This window comes from Paenibacillus sp. HJGM_3, assembly GCF_045062745.1.
Taxonomy (GTDB): Bacteria; Bacillota; Bacilli; order Paenibacillales; family NBRC-103111; genus Paenibacillus_AA.
Window position 1 is genome coordinate 176,183 of sequence record NZ_JBJGED010000003.1, and the last position, 23,413, is coordinate 199,595.

At 58.9% G+C, this 23,413-nt stretch carries 18 protein-coding genes; 10 read left to right on the forward strand and 8 right to left on the reverse strand.

Features of this window, described 5'->3' with window-relative positions; genetic code table 11:
• Positions 1-1,785 (forward strand): alpha-1,3-galactosidase-related protein, encoded by a 1,785-nt coding sequence (locus tag ACI5FR_RS04890; RefSeq protein ID WP_405451069.1) that lies wholly within the window; start codon positions 1-3, stop codon positions 1,783-1,785.
• A gap of 86 nt (positions 1,786-1,871) precedes the next feature.
• Here ACI5FR_RS04890 and ACI5FR_RS04895 read toward each other — a convergent pair whose 3' ends face one another.
• The 3 genes from ACI5FR_RS04895 to ACI5FR_RS04905 form a co-directional block, all read right to left on the reverse strand.
• Positions 1,872-2,363, reverse strand: a complete 492-nt coding sequence (locus tag ACI5FR_RS04895; RefSeq protein WP_405451072.1) for a DUF6933 domain-containing protein — start codon at positions 2,361-2,363, stop codon at positions 1,872-1,874.
• 59 nt (positions 2,364-2,422) lie between these two features.
• Positions 2,423-2,947 carry a DL-endopeptidase inhibitor IseA family protein gene (locus ACI5FR_RS04900; RefSeq protein ID WP_405451074.1) on the reverse strand — a complete coding sequence of 175 codons (525 nt, stop codon included), beginning with the start codon at positions 2,945-2,947 and terminating at the stop codon, positions 2,423-2,425.
• A gap of 473 nt (positions 2,948-3,420) precedes the next feature.
• On the reverse strand, positions 3,421-4,203 hold the full coding sequence (locus tag ACI5FR_RS04905) for an AAA family ATPase (RefSeq protein ID WP_405451077.1): 783 nt from the start codon (positions 4,201-4,203) through the stop codon (positions 3,421-3,423).
• Positions 4,204-4,298: 95 nt separating this feature from the next.
• On the opposite strand from ACI5FR_RS04905, the gene ACI5FR_RS04910 reads away from it, so the two are divergent.
• The 4 genes from ACI5FR_RS04910 to ACI5FR_RS04925 all read left to right on the forward strand — a co-directional run bounded on the left by ACI5FR_RS04910 (position 4,299) and on the right by ACI5FR_RS04925 (position 9,143).
• Entirely contained in the window at positions 4,299-5,066 is a 768-nt protein-coding gene (locus ACI5FR_RS04910; RefSeq protein WP_405451080.1) for a GNAT family N-acetyltransferase, read from the forward strand.
• A gap of 88 nt (positions 5,067-5,154) precedes the next feature.
• On the forward strand, positions 5,155-6,543 hold the full coding sequence (fumC, locus tag ACI5FR_RS04915; protein WP_405451083.1) for a class II fumarate hydratase: 1,389 nt from the start codon (positions 5,155-5,157) through the stop codon (positions 6,541-6,543).
• Between the two features lie 138 nt (positions 6,544-6,681).
• A complete protein-coding gene (locus ACI5FR_RS04920) occupies positions 6,682-7,788 on the forward strand; it encodes a GntR family transcriptional regulator (protein WP_405451086.1) in 1,107 nt (368 codons plus the stop codon).
• 128 nt (positions 7,789-7,916) lie between these two features.
• Positions 7,917-9,143 (forward strand): DUF455 family protein, encoded by a 1,227-nt coding sequence (locus ACI5FR_RS04925; protein WP_405451089.1) that lies wholly within the window; start codon positions 7,917-7,919, stop codon positions 9,141-9,143.
• Positions 9,144-9,248: 105 nt separating this feature from the next.
• On the opposite strand, the gene ACI5FR_RS04930 is transcribed toward ACI5FR_RS04925, so the two are convergent.
• Both ACI5FR_RS04930 and hprK read right to left on the reverse strand, forming a co-directional pair.
• Positions 9,249-9,740 (reverse strand): hypothetical protein, encoded by a 492-nt coding sequence (locus tag ACI5FR_RS04930; protein WP_405451090.1) that lies wholly within the window; start codon positions 9,738-9,740, stop codon positions 9,249-9,251.
• 204 nt (positions 9,741-9,944) lie between these two features.
• Entirely contained in the window at positions 9,945-10,859 is a 915-nt protein-coding gene (hprK, locus tag ACI5FR_RS04935) for an HPr(Ser) kinase/phosphatase (protein WP_405451492.1), read from the reverse strand.
• 257 nt (positions 10,860-11,116) lie between these two features.
• Here hprK and ACI5FR_RS04940 point away from each other — a divergent pair, with 257 nt between their 5' ends.
• Positions 11,117-12,928, forward strand: a complete 1,812-nt coding sequence (locus ACI5FR_RS04940) for a glycoside hydrolase 5 family protein (protein WP_405451093.1) — start codon at positions 11,117-11,119, stop codon at positions 12,926-12,928.
• A gap of 124 nt (positions 12,929-13,052) precedes the next feature.
• Here the strand turns inward: ACI5FR_RS04940 and ACI5FR_RS04945 are convergent, their stop codons facing one another.
• Positions 13,053-13,472 (reverse strand): zinc ribbon domain-containing protein, encoded by a 420-nt coding sequence (locus tag ACI5FR_RS04945; RefSeq protein ID WP_405451095.1) that lies wholly within the window; start codon positions 13,470-13,472, stop codon positions 13,053-13,055.
• 176 nt (positions 13,473-13,648) lie between these two features.
• Between ACI5FR_RS04945 and ACI5FR_RS04950 the strand changes: the two genes are divergently transcribed.
• Positions 13,649-15,373: an alpha/beta fold hydrolase gene (locus tag ACI5FR_RS04950; RefSeq protein ID WP_405451098.1), complete on the forward strand. Its 1,725-nt coding sequence runs from the start codon at positions 13,649-13,651 to the stop codon at positions 15,371-15,373.
• A gap of 67 nt (positions 15,374-15,440) precedes the next feature.
• On the opposite strand, the gene ACI5FR_RS04955 is transcribed toward ACI5FR_RS04950, so the two are convergent.
• Positions 15,441-17,987 carry a hypothetical protein gene (locus ACI5FR_RS04955; protein WP_405451101.1) on the reverse strand — a complete coding sequence of 849 codons (2,547 nt, stop codon included), beginning with the start codon at positions 17,985-17,987 and terminating at the stop codon, positions 15,441-15,443.
• 338 nt (positions 17,988-18,325) lie between these two features.
• Between ACI5FR_RS04955 and araD the strand changes: the two genes are divergently transcribed.
• From araD to araA, 3 genes are all read left to right on the forward strand, one after another.
• Positions 18,326-19,036, forward strand: a complete 711-nt coding sequence (araD, locus tag ACI5FR_RS04960) for an L-ribulose-5-phosphate 4-epimerase (protein ID WP_405451104.1) — start codon at positions 18,326-18,328, stop codon at positions 19,034-19,036.
• Complete coding sequence (locus ACI5FR_RS04965; protein ID WP_405451107.1) at positions 19,036-20,766, forward strand: ribulokinase; 1,731 nt, start codon at positions 19,036-19,038, stop codon at positions 20,764-20,766. The genes araD and ACI5FR_RS04965 overlap by 1 nt, the downstream gene beginning before the upstream one ends.
• A 116-nt stretch (positions 20,767-20,882) precedes the next feature.
• Positions 20,883-22,418: an L-arabinose isomerase gene (gene araA, locus ACI5FR_RS04970; RefSeq protein ID WP_405451110.1), complete on the forward strand. Its 1,536-nt coding sequence runs from the start codon at positions 20,883-20,885 to the stop codon at positions 22,416-22,418.
• Between the two features lie 38 nt (positions 22,419-22,456).
• On the opposite strand, the gene ACI5FR_RS04975 is transcribed toward araA, so the two are convergent.
• Positions 22,457-23,374 carry an AraC family transcriptional regulator gene (locus tag ACI5FR_RS04975; RefSeq protein WP_405451113.1) on the reverse strand — a complete coding sequence of 306 codons (918 nt, stop codon included), beginning with the start codon at positions 23,372-23,374 and terminating at the stop codon, positions 22,457-22,459.
• Positions 23,375-23,413 lie beyond the last annotated feature (39 nt).

The following is a 23,413-nucleotide window of genomic DNA, read 5'->3' on the forward strand; positions in this document are numbered from 1 at the left end:
ATGCATACGATGCAAACCGTCGTCAATATGGAGCAGTTCGGCTTGATCGATTCATCGGACGAAGCCGCGGTTCCGCAGGCGGGGGGCCGAGTCGGGAGCTCCGCGGCGGTAGATTCCACGCTCGCTGTGGCGCGGGCGCTGGAGTATTGCCGGGATTTGGAGTATCCGGTGCTCGTGTTTCCGAAGGGGCGGTATCATTTTTGGCCGGACCGGGCTTTCGAGCAACAGCTGTTCATTTCCAACCACGATCAGGAGAAGCTGCGGCGGGCGGCGTTCCCGCTCATCTGGTTCGATTCCATTACGATCGACGGGCAAGGCTCGGAATTTATTTTCCACGGGTACATCACGCCGTTCATTGTCGACCATTCCCGCCATGTCGTGCTCCGCAATTTCAGCATCGACTGGGAGCAGCCGTTTTTGTTCCAGGGAACGGTCTTGGACGTGGGGGAGCAGTCGGTTGACGTGAAGCTGGACGAACCGTACGCCTACGAGATTGTGAACCGGAAACTGATTTTCGAAGGGGAAGGCTGGAAGCAGCCGGCCAAAGGCTTGATCGAGATGGATCCGGTCACTCAAGCTCCCGCTTACGGCAGCGGCGACTCGTTGAATTACGGGCATTTCGCCAAGTTGGAGGTAGAAGAGGCGGTGGCGGGCACCGTCCGGTTCGTCGGTCCGATGAAGCGGAAGCCTAACCCCGGGGGCGTAATCATTATCCAATGCGGCAAACGCGATGCCCCCGGCATTTTCGTCAAAGACAGCGAGGATGTTCAGGTGCAGGCGGTGAACGTCTATCATGCGGTGGGGATGGGGCTCATCGCGCAAAAGTCGGCCGACATCCGCCTGAACCGGTTCAACGTCATGCGCAGGCCGGGCTCGGGCCGACTGTTCTCCACGTTGGCGGACGCCACACACTTCGTTTACTGCCGCGGCACTGTCGAGATGGAGGATTGTCTGTTCGAGAATCAAATGGACGATCCGTCCAACGTACACGGGATTTATGCCCAGGTGGCGGAGAAGCTGGCGGATCATACCGTGCTCGTCAAGCTGGTGCATTTCCAGCAGGTCGGTGTGGAAGTAGCGTCGCCAGGCGATGTGATGGAATTCGTGGACAATGAATCGCTCGCTGCGTACGACAGGCTGACGGTCAAAGCGGTCAAGCGGTTAAACTCGCAATATACGTCCATCACGTTCGACCGGCCGCTTCCTGCAACGATGAAAGAGAAGGATGTGCTGGAGAATGTCAGCTGGTCGGCGGACTTCACGGTACGCCGGTGCACGGTGCGGGGCAATCGGGCGCGGGGATTTCTGATCACGACGCGAGGCCGAGTGCTGCTGGAGCACAATACGATCAGCACCCCGGGGACCGGGATCAAAATTTCCGGAGACGCGAACTATTGGTTCGAATCCGGCGCGGTGCGCGACATGACGATCCGGCATAACACATTCGTCGATTGCAATTATTGCTACCCGCAGTGGGGCAAGGCGGTGATCGACATCGACCCCGAGATCAAGGACCCCGCGCGGTTCGACGTGTGTTACCACCGGAATATCCGGATCGAGCACAATACGTTTCGCACGTTCAACCCGGCGATCGTTCGGGGGCACTCGGTGGACGGCTTGATCTTCCGCGGGAATACGATCGAACGGACGGAGACTTACCCGGCTACGGAAGACGAGCTACATGCGGTGCACTTAACCGCGTGTGAGAATGTGGTAATGGAAGGGAACGTGTTTGTTCATGGCCCGGCCACGGCTTTGATCGGGAGTGAACGGGTGGAATTGTAAGGGCTGGAAGAGGCTGTCGCGGATCGGCAGCCTTTTTGTTGGCCAATGTACGCTCAGCATGTAAGGGCGGCTGGCCGAAATAGGGATTAGGAGTATCGATTTTGAATCGCTTCTTTAAATACTTTAATTGGTTGTTGATACTCGATCGGTTTATAAATTAATCGATTCAACCATTTCATTCTTGCAATAGGGTCCTTAAATTCTAAGCGAGTATCTGTTGTATGGATTGTTATTTCTTTCATCGTCCCTAAGACACTTCTGCTGTTTGTTTTAGCTATCGTTATTTCAGATCCGTCTCTTAGATACAAATCAATTTGACTGCGCTTTATGCCTTCATTTATTAGATATGTAAGTAGGGTTGAACTAAATTTTTCTTTCAGCTTGGTTAACTGTGAACTCCTAACCCCATCAATGATCACACATAGGCGGCTTAAATCATTGATAAAAATGATATGTTTTCGGTTATTTAACGCATAAATATTAGCATGCCAGCTCAGAAGCGGAGACATTTCATCGATCTCGGAAGGAGTAGCTTTCATATCTTTCAATAAGGTTTGGGTTAGTCTTAAAACAAACATGTTTTTATTCCTTTCTAGACTCACCGCTATAGGGCAAGCTATACGGTGTTATAGGATGGCTACCTTAGTGATCTTGCTGGACTATTTATTCTCCATCCCTGTTCAGGTATATATTCGTATTCAATTTGAATCTCGCTCGGAGGGTGGCTATCGCCAAATACTGGGACTCTAAATTTATATTTTATTGTCTTCTCATCCCTACTCGCGATCGTCCCATTGGCTCTTGACCAATCGTTCAATGAACCCCAACCAACGCTCTGATAAGACAGTCTGTTGTTATCTACTACCACCACTGACTCGATCAACTTCTTCGTTATATCAGGAGTAAACGTCTCTTCGAGGTATTCATACATTTCCTCATAAGTATCTAGGTCCGAACAAAAATAGTAATATCCTTCCTGACTAGCCGGAGCCTTTCCCTGGTCACATTCACTACCACCGTCAATAAATGTACTCAAACGTTCTAGCCCTTCTGCTCTTAATTTTAAGGCGAGTTCTTCACTCAATTCGGGTACGGACTGATTTTGATCGGTGCCGCCCACCAGATTATGTAAAAGTAATAGAAGGATTATGAATATGTTCATATAGATCACCCTTTATGCGACATTTGGTCACCAGTTATTTCACATACGGATCTTTCTTCCACCTCCTTCCATTCTATCACCAGTTGATCCTAATAGGAGTGGGAATTTCTCCCTCATTTTCATTCGATTCAAGCGAGTGGAGGCATTGGAAGGGGAAAAGCTCCCTCTTTTTTGGCCATTTTCGCTGATTTAGGGCTATATTCGAGGAAATAGAAGGGAGATTTTCCCTCTCGCCCCCCACTAAATCGACCGGGCCTCGAAAAGAGAGGGAGAAAATCCCCTTCGTTATTTCGTCAGTTCCTTCGGCTTTAGCACACCAGCCAACACAGCAGTTAGCTCATCAGTCAGCACATCAGTCAGCGCATCAGTCAGACACATCAGTCAGACACATCAGTCAGCGCATCAGCCGAGCACAAGAACCAGTACTTCGCCCGACTATCTCAGCCCGTGCATTTGTTACCTACCGCCGGTGCCTACTCGCGAAACAGCTCCTCCAGCATCCCCTCCCGATTGTTCAAAAACTGCCGGGTCAGTTGGTAATGCTCGGTTTCCTCCAGGCTCACCCGCTCGATCCCCTTGGAAGTCAGCTGATAAATGATCGCATCCGGATAGGCCATCAGGATCGGGGAGTGGGTGGAGATGATGAATTGCGAGCGATTCCGGATCAGGTCATGGATGCGGGCGAGCATGGACAATTGGCGGAACGGGGACAGCGCCGCCTCCGGCTCGTCCATCACGTACAGGCCGTCGCCCCGGAACCGGTTCATGAACGCAGCGAAAAACGACTCGCCGTGGGACTGCTCGTGCAGGGACTTGCCGCCGAAGCTCTGAATGATTTTCGGGCCACCCCCGGGCTCGCGATCGAGCTCCTCGATGTTGCTCGCGAGGTTATAGTAGCTTTCGGCGCGGAAGAAGAACCCGTCCCTCGGTCGAAGCGCCCCCCGCACCAGACGCAGATGCCGATGGAGCTCGGAGTGGGAGGCATACGTCGAGAAGGCGAAGTTCTGGCTGCCGCCCTCCGGATTGAAGCCCCAAGCGACAGCAAGCCCCTCCAGCAGCGTGGACTTGCCCATGCCGTTCTCGCCTACTATATACGTAACCTTGGGGTGAAGCTCCAAGGTGTCCAACTCGCGGAGCGCAGGGAGGTGGTACGGGAACTGCTCGAAGGACGGGACTTCGTCCCTCAAGAGTTGCACGGAACGCAGATATCCGGTCGCGGTCGATGGGAAACGGTTCATGCGGTTTATGCGGCTCATTCCACTTTACCCCCTTTCATTTACAATAGCATTTTAGTTGCGGGATTCAAAAGCATTCGCTACATTGAAATTAAAAGGATCGAAGGAGTGAACCGATGGCATCCGATAAAAAGTCCGCCGCACGTATTCTTCGAACCGTACTGGCTGCCAATATGGCATGTGTGGAAGACGATTTCTTGTCCGATCGAGTTATCGTATGCGAGGCGGAGCTCCGGGAGGGGCGGTTCCGCTTCCCGATTCGCAAGCAGTCGTTAGGTGTAGCCACAATGGGAAGAGGCGCGGTCGTCACATGCAGTGCGGAGCGGCTCGACTGGGCGCGCGAACAGCTGGGCGGCTTGACGTGCGGAGAGCTGTTCTCGGCGCAGACGATTGCCCGGCTGGAGGAATATGTCACGCCAGACAGGCAGTTTATGGCGGGACCCGACCAGAAGTATGTGTGCTCGAGCGATGACCTGAAGCCGGTCCATATCCCGCAAGGGGTGACGCTCACTACTTACTATGGCGGAGAGATAACGGAACGGCTCTACGAGCATACCGAATTCCCTCATGCCTTGGCATTTCGGTTAGACGCCCTGCGACCGGATCGAATCGCAGTCGTGGCCGAGTGTGACGGCACCCTCGTGGGGATAGCAGGAGCCTCGGAGGATTGCGAGCTCATGTGGCAGATCGGCGTCGACGTGAAGCCGGACTATCAAGGCAAGGGGATCGGCAAAGCGATCGTCGGGACATTGACCCGGGCTGTATTGGAGGCAGGTGTGACGCCGTACTACTCGACCGCACTTAGTAATCTCCAGTCCGGTCAATTGGCGATCAGCCTCGGCTACTGGCCGGCCTGGCTCGAGTTGTACGCGAGGGACCGGTGAGTATCAGCCTCCTCGCTCGTTTGTCACCGGTCCGATTGGGGTAATCTATGGAAATCAACCAATTTTATGGACACATGGAGGGACTGCTATGGACTACCGGATCGAGCACGACACGATGGGCGAAGTCCGCGTGCCCGCGGACAAGCTGTGGGGCGCGCAGACGGAACGCAGCCGCAACAACTTCCGCATCGGCACGGAACGGATGCCGATCGAGGTCATCCACGCGCTGGCTCGGCTGAAGAAGGCGGCGGCGCTCGCCAATCGGCAGCTCGGCAAGCTCCAGGAGGAGAAGGCGGCGGCGATCGCCGCTTCCGCCGACGAGGTGATCGCCGGGCGATGGGACGATGAGTTCCCGCTCGTCGTCTGGCAAACAGGCAGCGGGACACAGACGAACATGAACGTGAACGAGGTGATCGCGCGTCTGGCGAATCAGCGGTTAGAGGGAGCGGGCAGCGAGGCGCGCATCCACCCGAACGACGACGTCAACCGCTCGCAGAGCTCGAACGACACGTTTCCCACGGCGATGCACGTGGCCGGCGTGCTCGCCGCCCGGCAGCGGCTCTTGCCGGCGCTGGCCGAGCTCGAGCGCACGCTCGAGCGCAAGGTCGCGGCGTTCGCCGACATCGTCAAGATCGGGCGCACCCACCTGCAGGACGCCACCCCGCTCACCCTCGGGCAGGAGGTGAGCGGGTGGCTCGCCATGGTGCGCAAGAGCGGGGCGATGCTGCGCCAGAGCTTGCACGGCCTGTACGAGCTCGCCGTCGGCGGCACCGCGGTGGGGACGGGGCTGAACGCCCATCCCCGCTTCGGGGAGCTCGCGGCGGCGGAGCTGGCCCGCGAGACAGGAGAGCCGTTCGTCAGCGCGGAGAACAAGTTCCACGCGCTGACGAGCCACGACCAGCTCGTGTTCGCGCACGGGGCGCTCAAGGCGCTGGCCGCAGATCTGATGAAGATCGCGAACGACGTGCGCTGGCTCTCGAGCGGGCCCCGCTGCGGCATCGGCGAGCTGACGATCCCGGAGAACGAGCCGGGCAGCTCGATCATGCCCGGCAAGGTGAACCCGACGCAGAGCGAAGCGATGACGATGGTCGCCTGCCAGGTGATGGGCAACGATGCGACGATCGGCTTCGCGGCGAGCCAGGGCAACTTCGAGCTGAACGTGTTCAAGCCGGTCATCATCCACGCCTTCCTGCAGTCGGTGCGCCTGCTCGCCGATGCCGCCGACTCGTTCCGTTTGAACTCTCTCGACGGCATGGAGGCGAACCGCGAAGTCATTCGCCGCTACCTGGACGAGTCGCTTATGCTCGTCACGGCGCTGAACCCGCACATCGGCTACGAGAACGCGGCGAAGATCGCCAAGAAGGCGCACCGCGAGCAGCTCACGCTGCGCGAGGCGGCGGTGCAGAGCGGCTTGCTCACGGCCGAGCAATTCGACGCGGTGGTGCGGCCGGAGGAGATGATCCACCCGAAGGAGTAGCCGGGTTGTACATACAACTGAGAAGCGCTGTGCTATAATGGTTCACAGCAGGGAAGGGCCGCCTGATCTCATGGCGGCCCTCCCTCTTGGCAGAAATTCCAATATTCCAAGAATGTAGCATGAGGTGCCGATTCCGACATGGCTTCCGAATTCAAAGTGACACCCAAATATATGCAGCTGAAGCATGAGATCCTCGCCTGGTTCGACGCAGGCCGGTACCGGGCGGGAGATCAAATGCCAACCGAACACGAGATCGCCGAACAATACGGCGTGAGCCGGCAAACCGTCCGCCAGACGTTCGGCGAGCTGGAGCGGGAAGGCCGTATCCATCGCGTGCAGGGCAAGGGCACCTTCGTCTCGGCACCGCCCGCAGCTCCTGCGCTCGAAGGTCCAGCAGCCGTGAAGACAGTAGGGCTCGTGACTACGTATATCTCCGATTATATTTTTCCCCACATCGTACGAGGGGCGGAAGCGGTGCTCCGGGAGCGCGGCTACCGGATGCTCCTCTCCAGTACGGACAACGACAAACGCGAAGAGAAGCTGAGCCTGGAGCAAATGAGGAGCGAGCCGCTCAGCGGCCTGATCGTCGAGCCGACGCGCAGCGCCGAGGGCAATTCGAATCTGGGCCTGTATTTGGCGATGGACTATAACCGAATCCCCTATGTCATGATCAATGAGCGTTACCCCGAGCTGAGCTGTCCGGTGATCAAGGTGAACGACGAGGGGGGAACGTTCCAAGCGACGGACCACTTGATCCGTCTCGGCCATCGGCGGTTGGCCGGCTTCTTCAAGGTTGACGACCTGCAGGGCGTTAACCGGCTGAAGGGGTTTCTACGCGCCCACCAGGAGCACGGAGTCGCTCTCGCGCCGGAAGCCGTCGTCCACTACACGACGGAGACGAAGGCGCACGAGCCGTACCGGGCGGCCATGGCGCTGCTGGAACGGCCAGACCGGCCGACCGCCTTTGTCTGCTACAACGACGAGCTGGCGGTCAAGCTGCTCGAGGCGATTCGCCAAGCCGGGCTTCGCGTGCCGGAGCAAGTGTCGATCGTCGGCTTCGACGATTCCGCCTACGCGACCGCGACGGAAGTGAAGCTCACGACACTGACGCACCCGAAGTTCGAGATGGGCGCCTTGGCGGCCGAGTGGATAATCGGCATGATCGAAGGACGGCCGCTTGCGCAGCTCGAGCATATTTTCGAGCCGGAGCTGATCGTCCGAGATTCCACCTCCGAACCGTTGTGAAAGGAAATTACATTCCATCCAAAAAATTAGCGATGCTTTTCGACGAATTGCCTATAGCGGAATTCCACCGGGTTGCGGACAATGGAGAATAGGAAGTGATCCAACAGTCAACCTAGGGGGTGGGTGCGATGAAAAACGAATTGCAGCAATACGCGGAGAGCCGCTCGCAGGGCGGCCTGGAAATCGCCAAGTCTGTGGAACTGTTCCGACGGTATGCGTTCGTGGAGATGAGCTGCGTACGGGCGCTGGCCTACTGGTTCCTCCAGGAGCCGGATTGGGAGGTGAAGCTGCGGCTCGGCTACTTCCTGTTCGCGCATGCGGAGCGGGTGTTCGAGCTGCAGGGACGACTCGAGGAGATGCGGGGCGGGCATCGCGGCGTCAGCATCGAGCCGGCGCTCGAGCTCGTAGGCGAAGAGCTTGTGCAGGCGCCGGATCCGCAGAGCTTCTTGGCCGGACTGTCGCTCGTCGTGCTTCGACTGACGGACGCGTACCGGGAGCATCTCGCGGCGGCGGACCCGTCGGCCAACGCGATGGAGATTCGCATTCTGCAGCGGCTCGAGCAGGACGCCGAGCGGGAGTGGAGGGTGATCGGCGACATCCGCAAGGCAGACACGCAGCCCAAGCGACTCGAGGTAGCGGAGTGGAACTTGTATATGGAAGGGCTGATCAAATCGGCAGGCGGGCTGAACGGGTGCAAGCCAAGAGTAGCCGGAACCGCCCATCGCCCGGTCTCTCCGCGCATAGCCTGGCCCACCCCGATCGTCTTCAACGACAGGTTGCACACAGCCGATCTGGGCACGTACGAGGAGAAGAAGACACTCCCGCTTCGCGAACGGTGCATCGGCGAATTCGAAGTGTATTTCAATGAATTGTATGCGGCCGCTTTGCTCGCCACGATCATCTACGACTCTTGGAAGCTCGAGGCGCCGAGGCAGTATTTTCTGGACATCGCGCATCACTTCTGGGACGAGGTGCGCCATGCCGAGTTCGGCGCGCTGCGCCTTCGCGAGCTGGGCGTCGAGCCGAGCAAGATCAACATGGTGCTGTTCGAGCGATCGCAAGCGATGCCGCTCCTGCACCGGCTGTGCTACTTGACGCTCGGCCTGGAAGTGTTCTTCATGCCGCGGAAGAGCGAGCGGGCCCGCTATTACGAGCAGGAGCGGGATTACCGGTCGCAGCTGTTCGCGGACGTCGATTGGTCCGAAGAGGTGAATCACGTCCGATACGGGAAGAAGTGGATCGACTACTTCCTGCGCGACGATGCGCGGTCGGTCGAGGACGTACAGGCGGAAGTCTCGCAATACCTGAGTGAATACCAGACGGCGACGCAGACGAGCCGGCAGGCGCCTTGGTGATGGGAATCGGTGAACTACCAATAACCCGCCGGGTCATCCCCGGCGGGTTTGTTTTTTGGGCAGCGTCAACAATCACCCTTGCACCTATTGTAGAACTCTTCCCCTTCACGGACACAGTCCAACATCGATTTTCCCGTCGCTCTGCAACTCAATACGACGCGCGCTTCGGTCACCCGGCAGACAGGTAACACGATGAAGCAGGGCAGATTCGGCGACACCGTATTCTTCCGCCGGAAGGCGAGTATCTCTCTTCTGAGCCTCCGGAAAGCGGCTAGTATCGCCGGACTCAGCTGATTGACAAGATTGCCGTTGATCGCTCGGAACGACGATCGGATACAGGAGGGTCTCGCTCTCTTTTTGCAACGACAACTCCCTGCCTTCTTGCACGGACATGCAGGTTTCTTCTTGCAAGCGCAGGCCGGTTTCGTCTTGCGATTGCATCCCGCCGATCTCGGCAATACGCTGCCGGATGAGATGAGCAGAGGCTTCCCGTTCAGAGCGATTTGCAGTACTCCGTTCAGCCGGCCATTCGGGACTTGCTGCGTTTCCACCACGCTGATCTTCAATACGCCCAACTTCGTCTTCACTGCGGCGCACGCTGTGAATCTCGCCGTATTCCCTACTTGTTTAAACAATACCGCCACGAAGCATCCCTCCCAAGTTCGTACTCCCTAGTAGTAGATGCGAGAGTGCTTCGTTTGGAAACGGGAAGTTGTCCAATAGAAAGCCTATATAAAGAAATGATAGAAAAAAGCTCCCACCACAAACTTTCGTTTGAGAGGGAGCCTTCCCTATGAGCTGTTACCGATGCTCCTGCTCCAACCGCCGCATGAATTCATCGACCGCGCTGTAGCCTTGCATCTTCAAATAAAAGTTGTTCGCGGCGGCTTCCACGAGGCCTGCTACGTCGCGTCCGGGCTGCAGCTGAATCTCGATATGCGGGATGCGGACGTCCATGTACTCCGTGAATTTCGGCTCCAGCTCGAGATCGTTGTTCAGTGCGTTGTCCTGCCACTTGGTGAGCTCGATGTCGAGCACGATCCGGGTCTCGTCCTGGAACGCGCGCCGGCCGTAGAGGCGGGACACGTTCACGAGGCCGATGCTGCGCAGGGCGAGAAACTCCTTGTTCGTCCCATTGTGTGTGCCGAGAATCGTCTCCGGGCCGATCTTCTTCAGTACGACCATATCGTCCGCGACGAGCCGGTGGCCGCGCCGGATAAGCGTATGGGCCGTCTCGCTCTTGCCGACCCCCGACTTGCCGCGCAGCAGAATGCCGATGCCCGACACGTTCACGCAGACGCCGTGAATGGCGATCTCGGGAGCGAGCGCTTTGGCTAGGAACGTATCGACCAGATCGAGGAACCTGAACGTCGGCTGTGCCGTACGCAGGAGCGGGATGCCCTCCCGTTCACAATGCTTGGTCAAATACGGCAGCCCCTCCAGGCTGCGGGTCACGACAAAGCAAGGCGGATGATATTTCACCACATTGCCGATCCGCTCGTTGCGATCCTCGTCGGACAGCTTATGCAAATACGCGATTTCTTTGCGCCCCAACACCTGCACATGGGCATGGGAGAAAAAATCGAAATAGCCGGTAAATTCCAGCCCCGGGCGATGCGCCTTCGGCTTCTCGATCGGTCTATGCAAATGTTCGCCTCCCACCAGCACCTCCAGCGAGAATCGATCCACTAGTTGTTGGACGGTTACGGTCCCGATCGCCATCCTCATCTTCCTCCTTTGGGTAATACCAGATCATACGATTATATACGGTATATACGCGGGAAACCCTGCCGACAGTTCATTTTTTCGCAAGGAAATCGTGACCATTCTATGAAGTGTGGCGAAGGATGGAGCAAGGGGCTTGGAGTTTGAACAAAAAATGAAATAGTTGTGCAACTTCTTCCATATAAGGGAGGGGGCAAATTTGGTATGCTTGTAAGCGTATTCTTGACTAGTCTAAGGAGGAATGGATGATGATGCGCACCGTGACAAGGAAAACGGCAATGGGTCTCACCGCTCTGCTGCTCCTGCTCCTGCTGCTGCCGGCAGGCGCGGCCGTGGCCAAGGACAGCGAGTATGCGTTCTCCGCCTATGCACTCCGGGATGCGGCAGGGACGAAGCTCGTCCTGCAAGTTTCCCCGACACAGCCAGGGGGGACGGCTCCCGACACGATCAAGAAGCTGCAGCTGAAGCTGTACGACACGCAAGGCAAACATGTGGCTACCAGCAATGAAACGGATCTGGCCTCGCCCGGAGGCAAGCTAACGCTGAATGTCGATCAGGCGTCGCTGGGGGACACGATCTCCGCTCAGGCGCTTGTGCAGACCGAACAGACCGGCAATACGACCGTGCTGGAGGCGAAGACTGCCGTCACGGAGTTTGCCGTGAACCCGGGGCGAGTGGTAGTACCGGATTTTCAGGGCTATGGGGCCCAAATGAACATGCACCTCTACACGGCGCTTAACGATCCATCTCGGGGCTTCACCGGAAACGAGCCGCCCAAGGAGCTGGAGAACGTCGAAGCCAAAGTGAAGGCGCTGAAGCCGGGCTTGACCCGGATTTTCCTCTCGCCCGTGAACTTTGACGCCGGCAACGAGAACCGGTTGGAGTCGTTCATCCACACGGTGGAGCTGGCGCATGAGGCGGGGGCGATCGTCAACGTAACCTGGTGGTTCATCGAACGTGCACCGGGAGACGATCCGGTCAAGCAGGCGGAGCTGATGCAAGAGAATATGCGGCAATTCGCCGACACGCTCATCGACCTGGTGAAGAACCGGGGCTTGACGGCCGTTCGGCAAATTACGATTCAGAACGAAGTGAACACCAGCTGGGTGAAGCCGGAGCTGTACGAGCAATACTACCGGCTGCTCAACACGTACCTGAAGGAAGCGGGCATCCGCGATCACATCCAATTCGTCGGCGGGGACCTCGTGTACAACAATCAGCTGACCTGGTTCACGTATATGGCGGATCATATGGGCGACGTTCTCGACGGTTGGTCGGTCCACATCTATTGGAACTATTGGGATACCGCCTATATGCAGCAACGGTTCCGGGACATCACCGGGATCTACCAGGCAATCGACCCTGCCTTGCGCAAGCCGCTCTCGATCACCGAATACGGCGTACGGGGTTACAAGTTCTATGATAACGATCCGAAGCGGCCGATCATGAACGTGAATCCATACCGCCGCGGGGCGCTGACCGCCACGCTCGCGGGCAAGTACGGGGATTTCGTCACCGGCATCAACGAGACGAATATCGCGGCGTTCGAGCAAGCTTGGTTCGACATGCAGGCTGTGAACCTAGGCTTCACCGGTCTGGCGAAGTGGGACGCTTACCGGGCGCAGTATGACTTCACTTATCAGGATTACTCGCTGATCGGGTACTTGTTCGACCCGGCGCCGGGTCAGGATCGTTGGCCGCTGCGTCCGGCTTATTACATGCAGTGGCTGATGGCCAATACGACCGGTGAAGGCTGGCAAGTGCTCGGCTACAACAACAGCGATACAACCGGGCTTAAGCTGATCACGCCGTTCCACGGCCCGAACGGGGAGTGGACCGTATTCGCGCTGAACCGGGACGGGACCGCCGGTACGTTCAGCATCGGCTCACTGCCGGCCAACACCCAATTCAAGGTGCTGGTCTGGAACGGTGGCGGCGCCGGCAAGGTCGCGGAAGCCGGCACGGTGAACTCTGGCGCGGGCGGTGCCGTTACGGTCGAAGTTCCGGCCGGGAGCATGGTCGCTTTGACGACTGTAGCGGGGTTGAGCCTGCCGCAATAAATAACTTTTCGAGGAGCCCCTTACGAGGTAGGGGCTCCTTCGTTTTGAACAGGAGGAGCGGAGTCATGACGATAGCGGATTTTGGCGCGGGAAGCGCCACCGTTTGCAAAAAGTTGCATGCTGCTTACATCGAGTTTCCTCGAATTTCTTTTCCGCAGCTCATGCAGTATTTGTGGGTAGGATCCGTGATTTTATTTCCGCAGAAGGGACAGTAATTCACACTGCCCGGGATCTGAAGCTGTTTCTCTCCAGGTTGCTCAAGGGAGCCCTTACGTTCGGCTGCGAGAACATTCAAAGGGTCCGGTTCTTCGCCATGCTCTGTAATATCCAGCAATGACATCCGGTTCGAGCGAGTCGCGTTCATAAAGTGATAAATTCCCTGAATGATGGCTAATCCAACAAAGACGACACCAAAGATTACAAAAAAAGGAGGAGCCCCCATCGACGCAGCTGAAAGGGTCCAAAACACACCAAATGCCCCTACCGCAATACTCCCTATTGCGCCCAGTGAGGACGGCCCACGACCCGGCTTTATGCTTCTCATTCCTATCTACCTTTCGATGTACAGAATATAACCATTATATTCTCATTTTCTTCCATCTACCACATTTTCGGGTATGGCCAACATTTTTTTCGAGAGGTAATGAACTTTCCTTACCGGTTAAACGTATTACTGACGTGATAGATAGAGCATCAAAAGAGAGAGAGAGGGAGATTGGGTTGAAAAAAAGCTTAATCACGTTAAATGGGAAATGGGCGGTAACGACTCTACTAGCGGCAGCGTTAACGGTACCGACGGTGGCGCACGGAGCTGGAGCCGCACCCACACCGGCACCTGTATCCGCACCCTTGGCGGAATTGAAAGGCCTATCGGAGGCTGCCGTGCAGGCGGAACAATTAGTACCGGCCCGCTTGGTGGCGGAATCGCTGGGCGCGCAAGTGACATGGATGGATGAGACTCGCAGTGTGGACTTGAAGCGAGGGAAGACGGCCGTTCGTGTACGAATCGGGGATACGCAGGCTACCGTTAACGGGGAGAGCGTTCAGCTGTCGTCCGCCGTTCAACTGATTGACGAATCTACATATGTGCCGCTGGAAGTCATACATCGTGCATTCGGCAGCGGCATCGGTTGGGATGCGCAGCTCCATCAAATCGTCGTCAGCGAGAAAGACTACGGATCCCAAGCCACTCTGTTCCTGCATCAGCTGGAGAATGGACAATACTCCGAAGCTTGGAGCCGATTGAGCGCGACGCTGCAAGCCGTTCTGCCGGAGCCGCTGCTGAAGGCCATCTGGGAAGGCAACAAACCGCTGTTCGGCCGTTACCTGCAGATGAACGTGGTCGACATACAGACGAATGCCGTACATAACAGCGTAACCTTGGAATGTGTGACCGAAAAAATGCCGATCCAGCTCACGCTCCGTTTCGCTCCGAGCGGGCTCGTGGACGATTGGTCGCTCACCCCGGCGGCCGGACAGGCGGAGCCTTATCAGCGTCCCGCGTATGACAAGCAAGATGCTTATAAGGAACGTGAGGTTGTGGTAGGGGAAGGCGCTTTGGCCTTGCCTGGCACTTTGACGCAGCCGTTGGGGGAGGGGCCGTTCCCGGCCGTCGTGCTCGTCCAGGGCTCGGGACCGCATGACCGGGATTCCACGATCGGCGGGGCGAAGCCTTTCCGCGACATTGCGGCCGGTCTCGCGAGCCAAGGTATTGCGGTGTTACGGTATGAAAAGGTCACGAAGGAGCATCCGTTCAAAGTACAGGCGATTCCGAAATTCACGATCGATCAGGAGTCTGTGGATGATGTCAACCGGGCGATCGACGTACTGGCGGGCACGAAGGAGATCGACCCGAAGAGAATCTATGTGGCGGGACACAGCCAAGGCGGCTTCGTGCTGCCGAAGATCGTGGCTAAGGACAGCAGTCATCGCATCGCCGGCGTGATCGGGCTTTCCGCTCCGAGCGGTACGTTCGTGGATGTGCTGCAGGAGCAGCAGCAAGTGCTGATCGAGCGGATGAAGCAGGCCGGCCTTCCCGTCGAGGGGGTCGTGCAATCCGCCGCTATGTGGAACGAGATCGCGAAGCTCGTGAAAAATCCCGAGTACTCCAAAGATAACCTGCCGCAGCAGTTCCCGATCGGAGGAGCGTATTGGTGGTACGAACAGCGGGACTACGCCGCGGCCGCGGCTGCGAAGGGCCAATCGACGCCGATGCTCTTGCTGCAGGGCGAGAATGACTGGCAAGTGCCGATGACCCAGCTGGAAGGGTGGAAGCAGGCGCTGGCCGGCCGCACCGATGTGACGTACAAATCTTATTCGAAGCTGAACCATCTCCTGACCGAATATGACGGCATCTCTACCGGGATGGAATACAACCGGTCTGCGAACGTTCCGGAGGTCCTGATCCGCGATATGGCGGACTGGATCCGGGGTTTGGAGAAGTAAGGTTATAATTTAAGCCTATTAAAAAGCTATTGTACCCAAGCCTCGAGGCTTGGGTACAATGCGTTTTCTACCACGATCTTGGGAGTGTAGCGAATGCTTGCGGACCTAGCTCCACCGATCGGTGCGGCTGCGATTCGTCGCGGCCGAACAGCTGTACCCGCAGTCGTTCCGACGAGTTGTTGGCTATGAGCAGGCGATCGGCTAAGACCGCTATGTCGAGCGACCACGCCGCAGGAGATGCCTCTTCTGCGGGCCGCCCGTCGGCAAGCTCAGCAGTGAGCGAGCACGCCTCGGTGAGATATCCGCTGCTGAACGAGCCCAGGCGGCCGCTCCATGTCCATGCCTCCGGCTCGATCCGGTTGCTCCCCTCGTAGACGGCCAGCCGACTGCCGAGCGCGAAGGCGAGCGGCTTGGCCGCCGTAACCGTCCGATCCGCGTCGCCGAAGTTGGCGTACACGAGGCAGCCCTGCGACTCGAACACCATCGCCTGCCGGTCCGCGCCCTCCAGTTGCACCGTCTCGGCCGCGTGCCGGGCCGTCTCCTCCAGCGTGCGGTTCGGCAGAGTGAATACGGTGAGGGAAGGCAGGCTGTCGCCGGGCTCCAGTTCGACTTGCTCCCGCGCGTTCAGCACGAGCGTGTTCTCCACTCCGGTATACTTCGGAAACTCATGACGATTCCAATATTGCATGCCGGCCGAACCGAGCACTTGGAATCCGACCTGCTGATCGAGGTTGAGATAAGGGACCGGCATGAAGGCATCCCGTTCATCCGGAGAACCGCCGAACATTCCCTCGAACGTCTTCGCCGTTCCGCCCGGTCCGTACAACGTCCGGTAGCCCCGCGCCACATCCGGAAGCTGCTTGTAGCGCTCGTTGCGGACGCCTATGATCCCCGTATGCATTCGCCTGATCCGGCATTGCTTAACGGCATGAATTTGTTCCATATAGACCGTACGCCCATCCGGCAGCGACACGAACGCCACATGCTGCAGCAGCTCCCGGTCGCCACGCGGAATCGCCGCGCATGCCCCGAAGCCATCGGCTTGCGGGACCACATGGGCGCGCTCGACATGACGGACGCGGGTTTCGTTGGTGAGCCCCTTCACCCCGTTCGACGTCTCGAACTCAACGGTGCCGACGTAGTTGTTGAACATCGGCGTCAGACTCCAGATCCCGGATTCCGGCAGCGTAAGCCCCATCACATTGCTGCGCCAGTTGAACGCGGAGAACGCCCTTTTCGTTTTATGAATGATAAAGCTCCCGTACGGATAATGATGCACGCCATCCATTCTCCGGTGGAACGCCTCCCGGTCGCTGGGAGGGACGCCGTCGCCGCCGAAGCTGTGCAGCAGGAAGCTTTTCAGCAGGCTAAGCATGTTGAGCGGTTCGATATGCTTGAGCGACTGGAACGGGGTGAGCCAATATTCCTCCGCCTTCTCCTCGACGAGACACCCGCTGGAGTGGCTAAGCTGCACTTGTTCCATCCGGCTGAGCACGTCCCGCTCGATCATCGCCGCATCCGGATGCTCATGCACCACGTTCATGACTGCGTGCGTGAAGAGCGACTCATGCTGCTTGTTGTAGTACCAGTCCTGACCTTGCACCGCAATGCCGAAGCCGTCGGCCTGAATGCACTTCAGGATAACCCGCTCGTAGATCTCCTCATTGTTGTACAAAGCGCAGGACAACGCCTCCTCGCCGCCAATCCAGGCTCCCACGAGATGGGTCGCGCGCAGGTTGATCCCGGACTTCAGATAGTCCGGATGCACGAAGCCGTGATTCTCCGTCGTATAGTCAGCGTGGAGCGTGACGTTGATGAAAGGTGGAATCTCCGTTGGCGCCGTCCGGCGAGTCTTCGCGGGAAGCACCTTTTCCTGAATGTAGCAGTCCTTGTAAGACACCACCGAATTAAGCGCCCAACGGATGAATCCGGTTTTCCACTTCTCCGCGTTCGGATGGTCCGGGAACAAATTCATCGCGGCACTTATGCCGTTAGCCGTCCAGGCGTTCTCTTCCTCCTGGGTGTCGTTGTACACTCCGCTTCTCGGACGGACCTCGCACCACCGGTCAGCGTACGATGCTGCGATCGTCTGCACCATCAGCTTCGCTTCCTCGTCCAGATCATCCCACAAGAACTGGGCGGCCGTGCAGAGTGCGGCGATACTGTTGCCGGTCTGCGTGGCGCGGAAATAATCCTCATCCGGGCGGCCCCACTTCAACCCGCTGTTCGCCGGATTGTGGCTGAGCGGCCGGACGCAGTCCTCCGGACCGGAGCCGTGCGTGAAGCCGAGGTACCGGATCCCCTGGATCGCCCTGGTTTTCAACCGTTCCCGTGAAACCCCGGTCGCTTCCTCATCGAACTCGCCGATCTTCGCCAAGACGGCGTACAGCGCGGCCGGGTAGGACGTATCCGTGCCGTACCCATGGCATCCGCCGAAGAAATGCCCGCAGTTCGGGCGGTTCGGCCATTCCTCGAACGTCGAATCGCAATACGGCACCCAGCGCAGCAGCATGTTCAAGTAGCGGTTCGACAGCTCGCCCTTCCGGACAGAGGCCCATTGGACCGGGCGAATGCGCCACACCTGCTCGGCCTTTGTGAACGGAATCGAAGTCATGTGCATCCCTCCTCACCCAAATTTCGAACGTGAACTGTCGTGCGAAATATGGGTAGTATGCTTTCATCGTACTGGTAGAACGGTTGGCCGGATATGGCGGGGATGGCACGATTATGGCTTTTTTTGCCGTACTTATTGGGGGAGGGGCGCTACGCGCTGATTTTCCAGATTAGCCGTACGCGTGTTTCGGTGCTGCTCTAAAGTAGATTTTTTACTATACAGATCGGCCATGCGCCTCATTCACACCATGCCCTAACAAAATTATGCTAGTAAATTTGTACGTACAATTTTATAATAATAATCAGAATTGATCTCATTTTGTGGGTGGTGGGACAAGGTTGTCAGTACAACTAAAAGAGCAAGTGTTGGAGGCGAACCTGGATCTTCCGCGGTATGGGCTCGTGACGTTCACTTGGGGGAACGTGAGCGGGATCGACCGGGAGCGGGGACTTGTCGTCATTAAGCCAAGCGGCGTTCCGTACGACCGGCTGCGGGTGGACGATCTCGTCGTGTTGAATCTGGAAGGCGAAGTGGTGGAGGGGAAGCTGAAGCCTTCCTCCGATACCCCGACGCACTTGACGCTGTATCGGGCTTTCCCGCAGATCGGGGGCATCGTGCATACGCACTCTCCCTGGGCTACGAGCTGGGCGCAAGCTGGGCGCTCCATTCCGGCGCTTGGCACGACGCATGCCGACTACTTCTACGGCGAGATTCCGTGCACGCGGGCGATGACGGATGCCGAGATTAGCGGAGCTTACGAGATGGAGACCGGCCAGGTCATCATCGAGACGTTGCGCCAGCATGGCCTCGACCCGGCCTTCATGCCGGGCATTCTCGTGAACAGCCATGCGCCGTTCGCCTGGGGGAGCGATGCGCATGAGGCGGTGCACAATGCCGTCGTGCTGGAAGAGGTGGCGAAGATGGCGCTGCACACGTACCAGCTGAATCCCCGGCAGGCGCCGATGAATCAGGCGCTGCTGGACCGGCATTTTCTCAGAAAGCATGGTGCAAACGCTTACTACGGTCAAAGGAAGGAGAGGAACTCTTAATGGCTTTCACGGCGAAATATGCGATAGGCGTCGATTACGGAACAGAGTCGGGGCGCGCGGTGCTGGTGGATTTGTCGAACGGAGCGGAGATCGCCGATCATGTGACGTCGTATCCTCACGGCGTCATCGACGAGCGGCTGCCCGGCACGGGGCAAAAGCTGGAGGCGGACTGGGCCTTGCAGCATCCCGGCGATTACTTGGAGGTGCTGAAGCGGTCGATCCCGGCGGTCCTGCGGACATCGGGCGTCGATCCGTCGGCCGTTGTCGGCATCGGCATCGACTTTACCGCCTGCACGATGCTGCCTGTCGACGCGGCGGGGGAACCGCTGTGCCTGCAGGCGGGCTGGAGCGGCCATCCGCATAGCTGGGTGAAGCTGTGGAAGCACCACGCGGCGCAGGATGAAGCGAATGAGATCAATCGGATCGCCGAGGCACGAGGAGAACGGTTCTTGGCGCGGTACGGAGGGAAAATCTCCTCGGAGTGGATGCTCGCCAAGGTGTGGCAAATTCTCAACGAGGCGCCGGAGGTGTATGCGGCCGCCGACCGATTCCTCGAAGCGACCGACTGGGTGACGCTGCAGCTGACCGGCCGGTTCACCCGCAACAGCTGCACAGCCGGGTACAAGGCCATCTGGCACAAGCAGGACGGCTACCCGGACCGCGCGTTCCTGGCCGCGCTCGATCCGCGGCTCGCCGATCTGGCCGAGACGAAGCTGCGAGGCGACGTCTCGCCGCTCGGGACGCGGGCCGGCGGCCTCACCGACGCGATGGCGGCGGTGCTGGGCCTACGGCCCGGCACGGCTGTAGCCGTCGGCAACGTCGACGCGCATGCGGCCGTCCCCGGCGTGGGCGTCGTGACGCCGGGCAAGCTCGTGATGGCGATGGGCACGTCCATCTGCCATCTGGTGCTCGCGACCGAGGAGAAGCCGGTCGAGGGCATGTGCGGCGTAGTCGAGGATGGCATCATCCCCGGCTACTTCGGCTACGAAGCGGGGCAGTCTGCGGTCGGCGACATTTTCGCCTGGTTCGTGGAGCACGGCGTCCCAGCCGCGGTGCATGAGGCTGCTGAAAGCGAAGGGATTAGTGTCCACGAGTGGCTGGAGCGGGAGGCGGCGGCCTACAAGCCTGCCGAGACCGGCCTGCTCGCGCTCGATTGGTGGAATGGCAACCGTTCCGTGCTCGTCGATACGGACTTGACCGGGCTCATACTCGGGCTGACGCTGCAGACGAAGCCCGAGGAGATCTACCGGGCGCTGCTCGAGTCGACGGCGTACGGGACGCGCCGCATCATAGAAGCGTTCCACCAGAGCGGCGTGGAGGTGCATGAGCTGTACGCCTGCGGCGGTTTGCCGCAGCGCAACCGGCTGCTCATGCAGATCTACGCGGACGTGACGAACCGCGAGATCAAGATCGCGGATTCCAAGCAGACGCCGGCGCTCGGCGCGGCGATGCTGGGCGCGGTGGCGGCCGGGTCGGCCGCCGGCGGCTACGACAGCCTCGTGGAAGCGGCAGGGCGGATGGCGCGGGTTAAGGCGGAGACGTTCCGGCCGATCCCCGAGCATGTGACGGTGTACGAGGAGCTGTACCGCGAGTACATGGGGTTGCACGATTATTTCGGTCGGGGCGGGAACGATGTGATGAAGCGGCTGAAGGCTTGGAAGGAGCAGGCCGGCAGGGCTGACACGGAGTCGATCGCCGCGAACGCTGCCGCTGCTGCAACTGGAGAGTAATTTGAATAAGACGGAAAAATCGTGTTACTGGCCGGGATCGGGTCGAGTGGGCGGAAATAAGCCGGAAAAATCGTGTTGCTTATAAAACCAAATCAAATCGAAAGGCAGGAACTCGAATGATCTACGCCCAACCTTACGAATTCTGGTTCGCCACCGGCAGCCAGCACTTATACGGGCCGGAGACGCTCGCGGAGGTCGAGGCGCACTCGCGCGAAATGACGGAGCGCCTGAACGGAAGCGGCGCGCTGCCGTTCTCGATCCGGTTCAAGCCTGTGCTTACAACGCCGGAGGCGATCCGCCGGCTGTGCCTCGAGGCGAATGCCGAGCCGCTCTGCGCCGGGATCGTGACCTGGATGCACACATTCTCGCCTTCGAAAATGTGGATCGCCGGCCTCACGGAACTGCGCAAGCCACTGCTTCACCTGCATACGCAGTATAATCAGGACATTCCATGGTCCGACATCGACATGGACTTCATGAACTTGAACCAGGCGGCTCACGGGGACCGCGAACACGGCTATATCGCCGCCCGTATGGGCCTGGCCCGCAAAGTCATCGCGGGCTACTGGGGCAGCCGCGAGGTGCAGGACCGCCTCGCGAGCTGGATGCGCACGGCGGCGGCCGTCACGGACAGCCGCCAGCTGAAGGTCGCCCGGTTCGGCGACAACATGCGGGAGGTCGCCGTCACCGAAGGCGACAAGGTCGAGGCCCAGCTGAAATTCGGCTGGGCGGTGAACGGCTACGGCATCGGCGACCTCGTCGAGCGGATGCGGGCGGTGTCCGACGCGGACGTACGTCGGCTGTTCGAGGAATATGCGGAGCTGTACGACTTGCCGGACGGTGTGTCCGGTTCCGGCGGTGTCACTTCACGCGGAGTCTTTCCAGCCGCCGAAGCCGAGCACACCCGCGCCTCAATCATGGAACAAGCGCGCATCGAGCTCGCGCTCCGGGCGTTCCTGGAGGAAGGCGGCTTCGGGGCCTTCACGACCACGTTCGAGGACCTGCACGGCATGAAGCAGCTTCCCGGCCTCGCCGTACAGCGGCTCATGGCGCAAGGCTACGGCTTCGGCGGGGAAGGCGACTGGAAGACGGCCGCGCTCGTACGGACGCTGAAGCTGATGGCAGACAACGTCGGCACCTCGTTTATGGAGGACTACACGTACCACCTCGAGCCGGGCCGCGAGCTCGTGCTAGGCGCGCACATGCTCGAGATTTGCCCGACGATCGCCGCCGGCCGTCCTCGCATCGCGGTGCATCCGCTCTCGATCGGCGGCAAGGAAGACCCCGCCCGGCTCATCTTCGACGGACGCGAAGGGAGCGCGGTGAACGCCTCGCTCGTCAACATGAGCGGCCGCTTCCGCCTCATCGTGAACGAGGTCGACGCGGTCGCACCGCCTCATGAGATGCCGAAGCTGCCGGTAGCCCGCGTTTTGTGGGAACCGCAGCCATCGCTCAGCGAGTCGGCGGAAGCGTGGATTTACGCCGGCGGCGCGCACCACACGGCGTTCTCGTACGCCGTAACCGTCGAGCAGCTGGCGGATTGGGCTGAGCTGTCCGGCGTAGAATGCGTCGTCATCGACAAGACGACGAACCTCACTCGGCTGCGCCAAGAGCTGCGATGGAGCGAGCTTTACTGGCGGATGAACATCTAACTGTAAGGAAAGGCCGCCCGGAGGAAGCGATAAACGCTTCACTCTCGAGGCGGCCTTTCGCCGTTCCCCGCGCCGCTCGTGCGGTACTGCTGCGGCGACATGCCTTCGAGCTTTTTGAAAGTGCGGCTGAAGTAGAACGGGTCGGCGAACCCGACCGACTCGCCGATGCTCTGGACGGTAGCTGCGGTATTCCGCAGCAGGTGCTTCGCCTGCTGGATCCGAAGCTGCTGGGTGTAATGGACGATGGTGAGGCCGGTGTATTTTTTGAACACTTGGCACAAGTACTCGTACTTCCGATCCACGACCCGCTCCAGCGTCTCCTTGGTCACCTCGTACACATAGGCATTGTTCAAGTGGTTCACCAGCTTGCGGAACACCGCGTACGAGGCGGGGAACGTCACATGCGTCTCGCTCTGCTCGAGGAAGTCCGTCGAGAGAAGGCGCAGCAATTCGCCCAACAGCAAGGTGGCTTGAAAGCGAAAATATCCCTTCGGCCGCTCCAGCGTATCGACCAACTCTTCGAACCGGCTCAGCACCTTGTAGCGGTGGCGGGTCTGGAATCGTCTCGGGAGGACGAGGCTGTCCTCGATCGGACCGGTGCTGGAGCTCGTCCGCAGCTCGGACCGGTGCGCCTGGACAATATTAAGCTCGGCCGCAGGCTCCGCGCCGAATTCGGCAATCTCCGGGGTACAGGAGAATTGCGCCCAGAAGAACTGCCCCTGCCGCTCGGACGGCTTCCAGCCCCGGTGCTGCTCCCACGGCATGAGCAGAAGCGCCTCGCCCGCCTGCAGCGTCAGCTTGTCCGAACCCGTCTGGAGATGAACCGTCCCGTCCGCCACGACGATCAGCTCGTAGAACGGGTTTTGGTGAACATTCACGAAGCTGGATGTGTTGGCGTCGAACAGATCGGCCCATTTGACGTCGAATTGGGACAGCCGGGAGAACGAATAGTACATCGCAGCCTCCTAAGTGCGTATGTTTCTGACTAGTTTTGA

Bases quoted from the DNA above. Each gene is read 5' to 3' on its own strand.
- ACI5FR_RS04890 (WP_405451069.1), top strand. From the start codon at position 1: ATGCATACGATGCAAACCGTCGTCAATATGGAGCAGTTCGGCTTGATC.
- ACI5FR_RS04895 (WP_405451072.1), bottom strand. From the start codon at position 2,363: ATGTTTGTTTTAAGACTAACCCAAACCTTATTGAAAGATATGAAAGCT.
- ACI5FR_RS04900 (WP_405451074.1), bottom strand. From the start codon at position 2,947: ATGAACATATTCATAATCCTTCTATTACTTTTACATAATCTGGTGGGC.
- ACI5FR_RS04905 (WP_405451077.1), bottom strand. From the start codon at position 4,203: ATGAGCCGCATAAACCGCATGAACCGTTTCCCATCGACCGCGACCGGA.
- ACI5FR_RS04910 (WP_405451080.1), top strand. From the start codon at position 4,299: ATGGCATCCGATAAAAAGTCCGCCGCACGTATTCTTCGAACCGTACTG.
- fumC (WP_405451083.1), top strand. From the start codon at position 5,155: ATGGACTACCGGATCGAGCACGACACGATGGGCGAAGTCCGCGTGCCC.
- ACI5FR_RS04920 (WP_405451086.1), top strand. From the start codon at position 6,682: ATGGCTTCCGAATTCAAAGTGACACCCAAATATATGCAGCTGAAGCAT.
- ACI5FR_RS04925 (WP_405451089.1), top strand. From the start codon at position 7,917: ATGAAAAACGAATTGCAGCAATACGCGGAGAGCCGCTCGCAGGGCGGC.
- ACI5FR_RS04940 (WP_405451093.1), top strand. From the start codon at position 11,117: ATGATGCGCACCGTGACAAGGAAAACGGCAATGGGTCTCACCGCTCTG.
- ACI5FR_RS04945 (WP_405451095.1), bottom strand. From the start codon at position 13,472: ATGAGAAGCATAAAGCCGGGTCGTGGGCCGTCCTCACTGGGCGCAATA.
- ACI5FR_RS04955 (WP_405451101.1), bottom strand. From the start codon at position 17,987: ATGACTTCGATTCCGTTCACAAAGGCCGAGCAGGTGTGGCGCATTCGC.
- ACI5FR_RS04965 (WP_405451107.1), top strand. From the start codon at position 19,036: ATGGCTTTCACGGCGAAATATGCGATAGGCGTCGATTACGGAACAGAG.
- araA (WP_405451110.1), top strand. From the start codon at position 20,883: ATGATCTACGCCCAACCTTACGAATTCTGGTTCGCCACCGGCAGCCAG.
- ACI5FR_RS04975 (WP_405451113.1), bottom strand. From the start codon at position 23,374: ATGTACTATTCGTTCTCCCGGCTGTCCCAATTCGACGTCAAATGGGCC.